This is a genomic window from Aquiflexum gelatinilyticum (genome assembly GCF_024741135.1).
GTDB lineage: Bacteria > Bacteroidota > Bacteroidia > Cytophagales > Cyclobacteriaceae > Cognataquiflexum > Cognataquiflexum gelatinilyticum.
Genome location: NZ_JANSUY010000001.1, coordinates 702,282 through 716,161, shown reverse-complemented (window position 1 = coordinate 716,161; position 13,880 = coordinate 702,282). Strand labels below are relative to the sequence as shown.

Here is a 13,880-nt window from a genome sequence, read left to right as displayed (position 1 = left end):
TATCGCATATCAGAGATTAAGAATTCTTGCAACTTTCAAAAGACCTGCCACAGAAATTGCATCTGTGATTTCACCATCCATTACTTTCTGAATGGCTTCTTTCAATGGTAATTTTATAATTTGGAGTTGTTCTGTTTCTTCAAATTCTGTTTCGCCCTGCGCAAGGTCTTCGGCTAAAAAAACAAAACCTTCCTCATCTGTCACAGAATTGGAAGTATGGATTCTCATTATTTGCGTCCATTTATTTGCAGAAAGCCCTGTTTCCTCTTTCAATTCTCTTTTTGCCGATTCAATAATATCTACCTCCAGAAGTCCACCACCCATAGGGATTTCCCAGGAATATTCATCTAAAGTATATCGGAACTGACCCACAAGCCAAGTATTGAGATCATTGTCTACAGGAACAATTGCCAAAGCTTTATTCTTGAAGATTACTTTACCGTATATCCCGTCTTTTCCTGAAGGAATCACTACCTGATGTTCCTCCACCTTGATCCATGGATTTTGGTAAATTGTGGCTTTGGACTTAGTTTTCCAGGGATTTTCCATATATGGCTCTAAATAAAAAAAGGGTGACTTTTGGCCACCCTTTTGATTTATGTTTTATAAATATTAAGCAGGGATAGGCAAAACTTTACTGTCCTTAAAAGTAGAAAGAATCACCATGGATTGCATAGAATCAACCTCTTTAATTTCACTGACTTTCTCAAGCATCAGTTTTTGGTATGCGGTGATGTCTTTTGCAATAATTTTCAGAATAAAGTCACCTGTTCCGGTGATATGGTGACATTCAATCACTTCTTGGATTTCATTGATTTCTTTCATGAAAGCATCAATGTTTCCTTTGTTGTGACCGATAAGGCTTACCAAAACAAATGTACTTACACCAAGTCCGATTTTTTCGGGATCCAATTTGGCATGGTAGCTTTTGATGATTCCTGATTGTTCTAATTTCTTAACCCTTTCCAATGTCGGAGCAGGTGAAAGACCGATGTCTTTTGAAAGTTGGGCATTGGTTATTTTGGCATTAGCCTGAAGTATCTCTAGTATCTTACGGTCTATTTTGTCGAATTTCACTTTGATGCTATTATCCATGATTCTTGAATTTTCAAAATTTTATGTTGTGCAAAGTTAATATAATTTGATATTGTTTTAAAACAATTAATTACAAAATAAACCCCTGTTTGCAAAATATTGTTTAACAATTAACAACTTTTCAGAATATTTGCATTGAATTGTTTTCAACTTAGCGAAGTTATTCAAATTATCTCCTGAATTTGATACAACCTATACGGAAAAATTTTATTAAAGTTTATTCTTTTTGATATAATCTCTTGCTTCCTTGTGGGCGGGGTGTTTTCGCTTGGCGTATTTCTTTACCTGATTGAAATAGCTCTTGGCTAAGGGTTTGTTTTTTTCCTGATTTGCCATCTTTCCTAGAGCAATCAAAGAATATAGATAGTACCCGCTTTCCTGACTTTCAGATTCCTCGCCATAGGAAAGGGTTTTGAGATAATACTTCTTTGCTTCTCTTTGGTCTCCAATCCTATCATAATATTGGGCAATATAGAATGCCGCATATCTTCCACTGTTTGATTCATAACCTGTCCATTTTTCATCGATCCTTTGGAGAATCTGCTCTGACATTTCTTTGGCCTCGGTAATTCTTCCTACAGTATAAAGATGCCTGGCATACGACCTATGGAAATATGGATTATTAGGAAATTTACTGTGTAAATAATCTGTTATCGCTAGTGCTTTATAAGGTTGCTTTTCTTCTGAAGCATAAAGTCTGAACAGAAAATACTGCGCTTCAATTCTGGCATAAAACGCGTTTTGGGCCACATCTTCCAATTGTTTTAGCCCAAGGGCCTTATTTCCTTTTGGAAACATGGCCACCACAGGTTTTAGCAAAGGGTAATTCTCAGGAATCCATACTGAAAAATAATTGAACAAAGCATCTCCCAAAAGCAATTCGGGTCCAAGTTCTTCCTCACCCCTGCTCAGGTTTAAATATTTGAGTGCATTTTTCCCTGCAAAAGTTGCCCTAGTCCAGCTCTTCCTTTCACTGTAAAGCCTTCCCTGAAATCCATATGCTCCGGCCAAGAAAAAAGCCGCTTCTTTGTTTTTTGGATCCTTATCCAATAATTCATCCGCCTTATCGATGACGACATCCATTTGCTCGATAAAGAGGTCATCATACTTATCATTTTCGACATCTGGGGCAATCTTCCACCAAGTGCTCAATCCCAACAAAAAATATGGTAGCGGATGATCAGGATATTGGTACTGCATGACCCTAAAACCGCGTTCAGCTGTCTCAAAATCAAAATTGTATAAGGCGTTTACATTTTCTGTGATCCTGAACTGCAGTCCTTTGTCCAATAATAAATAGGGAGATTGGCTCTTGCCAACCTGATCCAAAGGCTGATCTTGCGCATATGTTAAGTTTGCAAGCAACACTACTATCAATACAGCTGAAAATTTTCCTTTTCGCATTCTTATTCTAAATTTCCTCCAAAATTATATGCAATTCCAAACAATCATTTAGATTTGGCTATAATTATTTCAAATTATGTCACAGACTTCAAGTCCTATCTCCCAACGTATCGAAGCCAATTTAGATTTCGATAAAAGGTTGTTTTTTTTGATCTTGGTGATTTTGTATCTCTTGGTCAGGTATGTGACAAATGACCTTATCCTACAATCTATTCCCGGTTATGAAAAATTGGAATCTGAAGGGTCATTCATGATTTTTCATATTTTCAATGCCCTGAACTATCTGTGGACTCCTTTTGCATTACTCTGGAAATTTACCGCAACCTCATTTGTGATTTGGTTAGGGGCATTTGCTTTTGGCTATAAGGCGCCATTTGTTCGTCTATGGCAATTTGTGATGGTAGCAGAGTTTATATTTATTTTCCCTGAACTGATCAAAATGCTGGTGTATATCAAACCATCAGATTCGGTCAGCTATGAAGAAATCAGAGATTATTACCCACTTTCACTTTTTTCTTTGGTAGACCCTGAAAGTATAGCCCCAAAATATCATTATCCATTGAGAGCCATCAATCTATTCGAAGTTATCTACATTGTGTTTTTGATCTTTGGATTTCATACAGTAAGCAGAAGAACCATTGCAGAATCCACCTTAGTGGTTCTTTTTAGCTATGTTTTGATGTTTTTGCTTTGGCTTTTGTTTTATACCATGGTGTATAAATAGAGATCTATTTTGAATTTTAAAGGCTAATATTTCAGCATTTTTTGCACTATATTTTCCCGGTCTTGGTTTCAAACTTGATTACATTTACAGACGTAAAATTCCATATTTTTAAAAACCAAAAAATCTATGAATCCATTATTGGACAAATTCAATACTCCATTTGAGACCGCACCATTTGACTTGATAAAACCGGAGCATTATTTACCTGCCATTCAGGAAGCCATAAAAAAAGCAAAAGAAGAAATTCAGGAAATAAAGGATAATCCGGTTCCGACTTTTGAAAACACCATCGTGGCTTTGGACCAATCGGGTGAAAAACTGAATATTATTTCTTCCATATTTTTCAATCTCAACAGTGCCGAAACTAACGATCAGATTCAAGCTTTGGCAAGGGAAATCTCACCACTTTTGACAGCACATGGAAATGATATATTGCTGGATGAAGACTTGTTCACTAAAATACAATTGGTCTATGACCAAAAAGAGAACCTTACACTCGGTGAAGAGCAAAAAACTTTGCTGGATAAGACATATAAAAGTTTTGTTCGAAATGGCGCCAAACTTGATGTAAGACAAAAGGAAAGACTTAGGGAAATTGACAGGGAACTTTCCCAATTAGGTTTGAAATTCGGAGAAAACGTTTTGGCCGAAACAAACAAATATGAGCTTGTAATTTTAAATGAGTCTGACCTTGCAGGCCTTCCTGATGCAGTTAAGGAAGCTGCCCTGCAAACCGCAGAGGAAAAAGGCAAACCTGGAAATTGGGTTTTCACCTTGGCTTATCCAAGCTACATCCCATTTATGATGTATTCAGAAAAAAGGGAGTTGAGAAGAGAATTGTTCATTGCATCAAGTACAAAATCTTGCAAGGGAGACGAATTGGACAACCAACAGCATATTAAAGATATGCTGAGACTCAAAAACGAAAGAGCAAATCTCCTTGGATATCCAAGATTCTCAGACTTTGTCCTTGAAGAGAGAATGGCCAAAAGTGCTCCAAAAGTGATGGATTTTCTGCATAATTTATTAGAAATGGCAAAACCCAAAGCAAAGGAGGAAATCAAAGAACTTGAAAAGTTTGCAAAGGAACTCGATGGCTTAGAGAAAATAGAAAAATGGGATTTTGCATACTATTCCGAAAAACTCAAAAACCAAAAATATGAAGTAAGTGATGAATTGCTTCGTCCATATTTTAAACTGGAAAATGTCATAGAGGGGGTTTTTCTAACAGCAGAAAAATTGTTTGGTATCCATTTCATAGAAAATCAAAACATCCCAAAATACCATCCTGAAGTCACTACATATGAAGTCATTGACACCGAAGGCAATCATGTGGCGGTTTTTTACGCTGATTTTTTTCCAAGGGCAGGAAAAAGAAACGGTGCCTGGATGACGAGTTTCAGGGGACAAAAAACAGTGGAGGGAAAAGAATTCAGACCTCATGTTTCGATAGTTTGCAATTTTACCAAACCTACCAAAACCAAGCCTTCCCTTTTGACATTCAATGAAGTGACTACCCTTTTCCATGAATTTGGACATGCACTCCATGGCATGCTGGCACAGGGCAATTATGAATCGCTGACAGGCACGAGTGTTTATTGGGACTTTGTAGAACTTCCCTCGCAGATTTTTGAAAATTGGAGTTACGAGAAAGAATGTTTGGATCTATTTGCAAAGCATTATGAAACAGAAGAAATTATACCTTCTGAGTTGATCCAAAAAATAAAAAACGCAGCCAATTTCCAACAAGGTTATCAGACAGTCAGGCAGATCAGCTTTGGCCTACTTGATATGGCTTATCATGGAACAGACCCATCTTTGAATTCAGATGTTTTCTCATTTGAAAAAGAAATTCTAAAACCGACAGCCCTTCTTCCTGAGGTGGAAGGTACACTGATGAGTACTTCCTTTTCCCATATTTTCCAAGGTGGATATGCTGCGGGTTATTACAGCTATAAGTGGGCAGAAGTTTTGGATGCAGATGCATTCGAAATGTTTCTCGAAAAAGGGATTTTCGATAGAGAAACAGCCACATCATTTAAGGAAAATATCTTGTCAGCAGGAGGAAAAGAACATCCAACAGTACTTTACAAAAGGTTTAGAGGAAGAGATCCAAAACCTGATGCTTTGCTCAAAAGAGCAGGATTGGTTTAAGATAAACCCAGCCTTCAAATTAAATTGAAGGCTGGCTTTCACTTTTCGATTAACTGCTTCTTTGCATTAAAGAAAAGGTTGCTTTTAATCGGAATATCAAAAGGTTTTGATCCTACTTGGTAACATTAAAATCGAGAGGAACCACTTTGTCGCCAACTAGCGCTTCATATTTTAGACCTCCCAATCTTTCGTCAAATTCTTTTTTTGCTTCTTGGATGATAAGCGGATTTAAAATCAAGTCCTTTCCTGTCAAGGCCATAGTTTTTGCTGCAAGCATCATTCCCTTAAATCCTATGCTCATTCCGTCGGCAGCAACAGCCTGCCATGTATGTGCGGCAGTTCCAGGAACCCAAGTAGCTGTTCCCAAACCGACTGTTGGCACTACATAACTTACATCACCAACATCAGTGGATGCTGGAAAGAAATTTAATGCATAAGGCTGGACTTTCTTTGCGACATCCAAAGAAGGTACTTTGGGGGAGTTAAAGGTTTTTTGGATTTCTGTAGCCCATTTAATTTCTTCCTCATCATACTCAACTCCTCCGAGTGAGCTCAGGTTTTTATGCATCTGCTTTGCCAAAGTTTCATTTGGCAGTAAGCCATAAAGCCCTGACGCCAATTCAATTTCTACTCTTGTTCCTGTCCCCATGGCCGCACCTTCTGCAGCTTTTCCGATTCGGGCCCACATATCTTTCAATTCTGTAATATCAGGATGGCGGATCATGTACCTCACTTCAGCAAAATCCGGAACAACATTTGGTGCTAAGCCTCCGCTCGAAATAATATAATGGATTCTACTTTCTTGATCCACATGCTCACGCATCATGTTTACCATCATGTTCATTGCCTCTACTGCATCTAAGGCAGACCTTCCTCTTTGTGGAGAACCTGCTGCATGGGCTGTCTCTCCGTAAAACCTGAATCTCCCACCGATTACTGCATTACAGGTAGAGGCGTTAGCTGCATTTCTATCGGACGGATGCCAGTTGATGACAGCATCCACACCATTGAAAATGCCATCACGGGCCATGTAGACTTTCCCTCCTCCAGTTTCCTCAGCCGGGGTACCAAAGATTTTAATGGTTGCTTTGATATTGTTTGCATCAATCCATTCTTTTAAAGCCACACCTGAAGCAACTACTGCGGTCCCGAAAAGATTGTGACCACATCCGTGCCCATTACCTCCCTCCACAATGACTGACCTGTAGGGAACTGCATCCTGAGACAATCCGGGGAGTGCATCATATTCAGCCAAAAAACCAATGACAGGACCGCCCTTATCATATGTTGCAACAAAAGCCGTAGGCATTCCTGCAACACCAACCTCAACGTTAAAACCTGAAGCTTTTAATTCGTCGATCAAAACCTTTGAGCTAGTAACTTCCAAAAACCCCAATTCGGGATTTTCCCAAATCTCTCTGGCCGCTTTGGAAAACCTTTCAGTATTTGCATCCAATTGCTTTACAATAAATGCTTCATGTGATGGTTCTTGAGCTAGAATTGGAAACCAAATTATTAGCCCAAATAATCCAAGTAATATTCTCTTCATACCGATTATGTTTATATAAAATTTGTTTTGATTAAGTATTTTAAAAATAAGTATAGGGGAATTAAAACGAAACAGAAATCGCCAAAATAAAAAAATAAAAAAAGGATATGTTTATACATATCCCTTTTTAAACTCCTTAATCCATTTGAAAAGCATTCGCTGTATGAGTAGGTACAGCTTAAAACCTTAATATCTCGTTAGATTATGATTAGAACTCCAACTAGAATTAACCATACGACGGAAGTTACCGCTAACAGTACCCGAAATTGTTTGTCCTCGTTCATAGCTTTTTTTTTGTTGAATATACTAAGTTAATTGTATTCTTGAAAATAGACATAAAATATTTTAATTTTTTTTACGTTTTAGAATTTTATTGCTTGATTATGTCATGATAGTGCTTTTGATTTTTAGACATATTCAAAGAAGTCCATTCAATTTTTGTGTCAATCGGAATTTTTCTAACATGACAATCTATGATTTGACAATAATGGCAACATTTATCTGGAATACAAGGGTCAGCATGAACAAACACTTCCATGATTCCTGGCCAGGCATCCTCCAAAGCATGTTCTAGCTCCTCAACTTCATCATGCACTTGTTTAAGGTCATAATAGTAAGGCAATGTCAGATGCAAATCAATATGTCTATCCCCACCATATTGCTGCACTCTCATATTGTGAATATCTATCCAACTTGGCTTTCGTTTTTGATTGATTGTTTTAACTGTAGAGTCAATAGCAGTTGGATCTAACTCATCCATAAGTCCTGCCACTGATTTTCTCACTAATCCATAACCTGAAAATAAAATGTAAAAAGAGAAAATTACAGCTATAATCGAGTCCAAAAACTGATAACCTGTCACTAATATAACCAAAACCCCCAATATCAATAAAAAGCTTGTCAATGTATCTGTCATCAGGTGCTTGCCACTTGCCTCCAAAGTTATGCTATTGAGGCTTTTCCCTCTTCTTTGAAGTATCAAACCCAAAACTCCATTGACTGTACCCGAAATCGTAATCAGTAAAATACCTTCAAACAGATTGTCCAAAGTACTTGGAAAAAAAAAGCTATAAATAGATTGATAAATAATAAATAGGCCTGCCAATATTATTAATGTTCCCTCAACACCGGCGCTAAAAAATTCAATTTTTCCATGTCCATAAGGATGATTTTCATCCCTTGGTTTCGAACTAAGATAAATGCTATATGTTGCAAATCCTGCCGCCACTACATTTACAATGCTCTCCAAAGCATCGGTAAGAATCGCGGTAGAATTGGTAATGTAATAGGAATAAAATTTAATTATCAAGAGTACAAAACTGACAATAAATGAAATCCTGATCCAAATAGTCTTTTCTCTTTCCACTTCAATGTTTTTGAACTGTTAAAAATAGAATTAAATTTAATGGGTTTTCATTTTCATAATTGATTTGATTGTTTTTAATGAAAAGAAACTACCATAAGCTTTATCTATATCCTTTAATTATTTCATTTATAATATTTTATGAGCCAAAGCAATATAAATTTACCGCCCTACCTTAAGGCGCTTGCAGTTTTGATGCTGATAGTAGTTTTAGTTTTTATTTTGATAATTGGAAAAAGTCTCTTAGTGCCCTTATTTTTGGCGGGACTGATATCTATTTTACTCACACCAATGTCAGATTTTTTTGAAACAAAAAAGATCTCCCGGGTATTTAGTACTGTCATATCATTGGTATCGGGCTTGATTTTGTTTTTAGGGCTAATGGCTTTTATCGTTTTTCAAATTGCTTCATTCAGTAAAGACATTGGAAATGTAAGGGAAAAACTTAATGTCTACCTTGCTCAGATTGATCAGTATATTTTGGAAAATTTTCAAATAGAATCCGGAATTGGAAATGGAATAGACAAGCATTATTTGATAGATTGGATACAATCCCACGGTTCAAGTTTAGCTGAATTCGTGTTCGGAACAATTGGATCATTGTCTATAGTAATTTTGTTACCTGTTTTCAGCTTCTTTTTCCTTCTTTATCGTGACCACCTTACTTTGTTCCTAGCAGGGCTCTTCCCAAGACACGATAAGGAAAAAGTGAAAAAGGAAATACTAATTTTGAGAAAAGTTGTTCAGAGTTATGTAGTTGGCGTATTAAAAGTAATGGTGATTTTGGCCATCTTAAACACGTCAGTGTTACTTGGACTAGGAATCAAACATGCGATTTTTTTCGGGGTATTTGCAGCGGTACTTAATATCGTTCCTTACTTGGGACCCTTTATTGCTTTGATTTTACCTGTTGTCTTTGCATTCTTAACCAAAGATGGCCTATTTTACCCAATTGCTATAGTTGTGAGCTTCCAATTGATCCAGACAATCGAAGCAAATTTCTTAACCCCAAAAATTGTAGGTGGAAATGTCAACCTGAATGCATTTGCTACTTTTTTGGGTCTTTTGGTGGGTGCATCAATTTGGGGTGTAGTCGGAATGATTCTTATTATACCTTCTTTGGCGGTTTTAAGGGAAATATTTGAACTTACTGATGCAACAAAACCTTATGCTTTATTATTGGGCGAAGAAAAAAACAACATTGAATCCATTAAAGAATAAACTCAAAATAGCCACCATCTTTCTTTTAGGGACGTTGCTAGCGTTTTCATGTGATAATGTAGAAACCAAAAAAGGAAGGTTTCTACTTAAAGGAAATGAAAAACTGAAGGAAAATGACCTTCAAACTGCCATCGATTTCTATTCAGAAGCACTTTTGATTGACCCAGAATACAAAGACGCTTTGTATAATAGAGCTTTGGTCTTTCAACAGCTCAACAAATTTGATGAGGCAATCGCTGATTATTCGGCAATATTAGAGAAAAATCCCGGCGATTCTTTGGCTCTTTTTCAGCGAGGAGTAAGCCTAATGGATAATGGTGAATATTATAAAGCTTTGGAAGACAGTAAAAATCTTCTCTCAATTCTTCCCAAAAGTTGGAAAGGTCATTTTTTAACCGGTTTGGTATTGGAAAAAATGAAAAATTACGATGAGGCACTTGAGGAATTCGAGAAATCACTTGAACTGCAACCCGAAAATTATGAAGTCTTGATCAACAAAGCCACACTCCATTATTATTTAAAAGAATTTGATGCTTCCTATTTTGCTCTGGATCGAGCAGAAAAACTAAATCCCCAAGAACCAAACATTTATAACCTCAGGGCTATGCTTTCTTTTGAATCAAAAGATTTTGAAAAGGCAATGGTATGGATAGAAAAAGCTATCAGCTTAAATCCAAAAGAAGCTTTTTATTTTAATAACCGTGGACTGTATCATATATATTTGGGGGAATATGAAAAAGGGCTAGAAGACATCAATTACAGTTTGAAGCAAAATCCCAAAAACCTGTATGCCATTAGAAATAAAGGGATTTACTATTTTTATAAAGGTCAAAAAGAATTGGCTTTAACTTATTTTGATGAGGTAAATAAAAAAGATCCTGACATGGAAATGGTCAAAGAATATATTGCAAAATGTAATCAAGATTGATTTAAGACCTCTTTTATTTTCTTCAATAATTCAGAGGCATCGATAGGCTTTGAAACATACCCCGTAAATCCACTTTGGTCAATTTTTTCAATTAAATCCTGTTTGGCTGCGGCTGAAAGTGCAAGAACTGGAATATTGGAAATAGTTTTAATGATTTTGGTTGCTTCAAAACCATCCATGACAGGCATTTGAATATCCATTAAAACACAGTCATATTTTTCATTTTTGACAGCATCCACAGCTTCTTGACCATTATTTACCCTATCATAATCAATGCCCCATTTTTTGATGATTTTCCCGAGCACAAGAGCGTTTACATCATTGTCTTCAGCCATCAATAATTTGATTTTACTGAAAGGCAATAAGGAAACGTTTTCCTTCTGTTGTATTGGAATTAACTGTTTTTTGGTTTTTTCAAAAACAATTTCAAAGAAGAAAGTAGATCCCAAACCTAATTCCGATTCAAGCCCTATCTGACTATCCATCTGTTCAAGCAATCTTTTGGTGATGGAAAGCCCCAAACCGGTACCACCATATTTCTTGCTGAATGAATGTTGGATTTGATCAAACTGATTGAAAATTCTGGACTGATGTTCTTTGGCAATTCCTATTCCTGTATCTTTTACAGAAAAATATGCTTTAATTTTTTCTTCAGAATTTTCACTGAGCCTTACATTTATCTCGACTTCTCCATTATTGGTGAATTTTAGGGCATTAGTCACCAGATTATTTAAAACCTGGGCAAGCCTTACTTTGTCACCTTTGACATCTTGATTCAATTCTTCCTGAATGTTCAAAACAAGCTTATTTCTACTATCTTTTGCATGGAATTCAAGACCTTTGACCACCTGATTGACAACCTCTTTCAAATTCATCGGGTTATTTTCTAAGGTAAGTTTCCCGGCTTCGATTTTTTGATAATCAAGTAGATCATTGATCATAATGATTAAGTTATCGACCGCAAAATTGATCGTATTCAATGCTGAGGCCTGATGGGAAGTGTGGTCATCCTGAAGTAGGGTATATACGGAACCAGATATTGCATTGAGTGGAGTTCTCAATTCATGGCTGATCATCGATAAAAATTCCGATTTGATCTGACTTGCTCTTTCTGCCTGTTCACGGGCACTTTTTAGATTTTCTTCAAATTTTTTCTGATCGGTGATGTCTGTCAGATAACCGTACCAAACCACATCTCCACTTTCCAATTGCTCTGGTTTAGCTGCACCATATACCCATTTGAATTGACCATCGGTTTTTTCCCTTACTCTAAATTGACAATTCCATGGCTTTAAGGTCCTTGCTGAAGTAACTGTCGATGTCAGGACAAGAGCAATATCTTCCGAATGAACTTTGTTGATAGCAAGACTGATATCGCTGAAATCCTTCAATTCACCTTCCTTTATACCAAGCAACTCTTTGATGCCCGGACTCAGGTAAGAGAATTTCATCTGTCCTTCTTTATCAAGAACAAACTGATATAGAGCTCCCGGAACCTGTTCTGTCAAATGAAGTAAAAATTCAGAAGACTCTTGGAGTGTTTTTTCTAAACCTACCCTCTCAGTGATATCTCTTGCAAATGAAAGAATATATTTTATTTGGTTGATTTCCACAAGACAGGAGTTCACCTCCATGTGAATTTCTGTTTTGTCCAGATTGGTATATTGGGTTTTATAAATGAGGTTATTTTCATTTGTCAATTGGTGAATATGACTCTCCCAATCAGCCTCTACACTAAACTTGGTTTCAAAATCTCCAATTTTAAAGGAATATCCCGATTTTGGAACAATTCCCAACTTTTGATTGGCTTCTTGGTTTGTAAAAATAATCTCTCCAGAAATGTTGGATATCAAAATTGATTCAGGTGAATGTTCAAACATTTCCTTATATAGCCCAAGTTCTGTTAATAAGTCATTTTCATCAGAAATATCTCTTATTGTGCCAAATACTTTGGAAACGGAATTTTCTTTGAACTGCCCCTTACCGATAATTCTTACCCACTTTTCAGTTGATGAATTGGTTTTTATCTTGAGTTTTAAGTCAAAATCCTTTCCAATTGCCATTAATTCGGTTAATGATTTTTGAAAAACAGACCGGAATTCCGGTAAGAAAAAAGTAATAATTTGATCTATATTAAAGTTTCGCCCCTTTTCAGTCTCAAAAATCGCATAAAGTCCATCACTTAAAATTACATTGTTTTCAGGTATAGCTATCTCCCAAACACCTGATTTAGAAACAATTTCACCTAAATTGGTCAATTCATTTTTCCAATCATTTTTTTCTTGGGCAAGTTTTTCCTCGGTGATATCCCTTCCTACTGCATAAAATTCACCCGCAACAAAATTGACATTCCAGTCTATCCATTTATAATCTCCACGCGATGAAAGCATTCTCGCTTCAAAATGACTATTTGTGATTTCATTTTTACCGGCCAATACCAGTTGATGAACCTTTGGTAAATCTTCGGGATGAAAAAATTGACATAATTCTACGTTGGTCATTTCAGCAGGAGAATATCCAAGAATGTCTTTTACTGAATTGCTTATCCATGTCAGAAAATTTTCTTGGCCAATCCCAATAAGGTCTTGAACGTTTTTGAAAAATAATCCTGTCTGCTTTTTAGTAGGCATTCCTTGAGCCCTCATTTCTTTTCCTTTGTAAAAAAGAAAATAATTTGACCCATTTTCCTGAGGCAATTCTATATTGAATACAAATTCTTGATCTAGAAAATTGATGATCATTTCCTCACTGAAAATATAAGAGTTGATGTCCAATCCCAAACCGACCAAAGTATTGTCCTCTAATTTTTCTCCAATTGTTTTATCAAATGCTTCATTGGTATAAAAAATATTGTAAGGGTAAGTATCATCAGCCAAGAAAACCATCTCCGAGGATTCGTATATAATCTTCTTGAATGTATTGTTTATACCTCTTTCCTTCATGAGAAACAATGCGCTGGAAACTTAAATAATTTTTCTTTGTAATGGGTGTTAAGCTCTTTTGGAACTCATGCTGTAAACATACATTAAATTGTTTTTTGACACAAATAAATTGTAATTAAATATATAAAAAAATGTTGTTTACATCAGTAACAAATATTTTCGGAACAAACTAAATCAAGGATCTTGTAACATTCAGAGGCTAAAAGCTCTACTAGCCATCTATAATCGATATTTCATAGCATCAATATTCAATTGCTAAGCTTAGAATAATTAATTACAACATAACCGTCGGTTGCATTACTTGGAAATTCTTAGATTGACATTTACAGAATCAAACATGAATTTACAAAAAATCCCATTTTTCTACCTCCTCAATTTAAAAACAAATAGACCAGAAAATTTACTGCTTTACTTGATTTGTTTCAAGCATTTATTTGCCTTGATTTTTGAGGAAATTTTGACAAATAAAAAGGCTGTAGAATTGAATCTACAGCCTTATT

Annotated in this window: 10 protein-coding genes; 4 read left to right on the top strand and 6 right to left on the bottom strand. The window is 36.0% G+C overall.

From position 1 onward, the window contains the following. Window positions 1–9: 9 nt before the first annotated feature. From NU887_RS03020 to NU887_RS03010, 3 genes are all read right to left on the bottom strand, one after another. Window positions 10–549 carry an NUDIX domain-containing protein gene (locus tag NU887_RS03020; RefSeq protein WP_258421872.1) on the bottom strand — a complete coding sequence of 180 codons (540 nt, stop codon included), beginning with the start codon at window positions 547–549 and terminating at the stop codon, window positions 10–12. A gap of 63 nt (window positions 550–612) precedes the next feature. After that, complete coding sequence (locus NU887_RS03015) at window positions 613–1,095, bottom strand: Lrp/AsnC family transcriptional regulator (RefSeq protein ID WP_113924451.1); 483 nt, start codon at window positions 1,093–1,095, stop codon at window positions 613–615. A gap of 210 nt (window positions 1,096–1,305) precedes the next feature. Then, window positions 1,306–2,499: a tetratricopeptide repeat protein gene (locus NU887_RS03010; protein ID WP_258421871.1), complete on the bottom strand. Its 1,194-nt coding sequence runs from the start codon at window positions 2,497–2,499 to the stop codon at window positions 1,306–1,308. 76 nt (window positions 2,500–2,575) lie between these two features. Here NU887_RS03010 and NU887_RS03005 point away from each other — a divergent pair, with 76 nt between their 5' ends. Beyond that, complete coding sequence (locus NU887_RS03005; protein ID WP_258421870.1) at window positions 2,576–3,223, top strand: sulfate ABC transporter permease; 648 nt, start codon at window positions 2,576–2,578, stop codon at window positions 3,221–3,223. A 126-nt stretch (window positions 3,224–3,349) separates the two neighbouring features. Continuing rightward, window positions 3,350–5,377, top strand: a complete 2,028-nt coding sequence (locus tag NU887_RS03000) for a M3 family metallopeptidase (protein ID WP_258421869.1) — start codon at window positions 3,350–3,352, stop codon at window positions 5,375–5,377. Between the two features lie 112 nt (window positions 5,378–5,489). Here NU887_RS03000 and NU887_RS02995 read toward each other — a convergent pair whose 3' ends face one another. Together NU887_RS02995 and NU887_RS02990 are read right to left on the bottom strand one after the other, a co-directional pair. After that, window positions 5,490–6,926 carry an amidohydrolase gene (locus NU887_RS02995; RefSeq protein WP_258421868.1) on the bottom strand — a complete coding sequence of 479 codons (1,437 nt, stop codon included), beginning with the start codon at window positions 6,924–6,926 and terminating at the stop codon, window positions 5,490–5,492. 370 nt (window positions 6,927–7,296) lie between these two features. Beyond that, window positions 7,297–8,292 (bottom strand): cation diffusion facilitator family transporter, encoded by a 996-nt coding sequence (locus NU887_RS02990; protein ID WP_258421867.1) that lies wholly within the window; start codon window positions 8,290–8,292, stop codon window positions 7,297–7,299. A 138-nt stretch (window positions 8,293–8,430) separates the two neighbouring features. On the opposite strand from NU887_RS02990, the gene NU887_RS02985 reads away from it, so the two are divergent. Both NU887_RS02985 and NU887_RS02980 read left to right on the top strand, forming a co-directional pair. Further along, window positions 8,431–9,510, top strand: a complete 1,080-nt coding sequence (locus NU887_RS02985) for an AI-2E family transporter (RefSeq protein ID WP_258421866.1) — start codon at window positions 8,431–8,433, stop codon at window positions 9,508–9,510. Beyond that, window positions 9,491–10,438, top strand: coding sequence for a tetratricopeptide repeat protein (locus NU887_RS02980; protein ID WP_258421865.1), 948 nt, complete (start codon window positions 9,491–9,493; stop codon window positions 10,436–10,438). The genes NU887_RS02985 and NU887_RS02980 overlap by 20 nt, the downstream gene beginning before the upstream one ends. Here the strand turns inward: NU887_RS02980 and NU887_RS02975 are convergent. After that, window positions 10,429–13,380: a PAS domain S-box protein gene (locus NU887_RS02975; protein WP_258421864.1), complete on the bottom strand. Its 2,952-nt coding sequence runs from the start codon at window positions 13,378–13,380 to the stop codon at window positions 10,429–10,431. The two genes, NU887_RS02980 and NU887_RS02975, sit on opposite strands and share 10 nt — an antisense overlap. Window positions 13,381–13,880 lie beyond the last annotated feature (500 nt).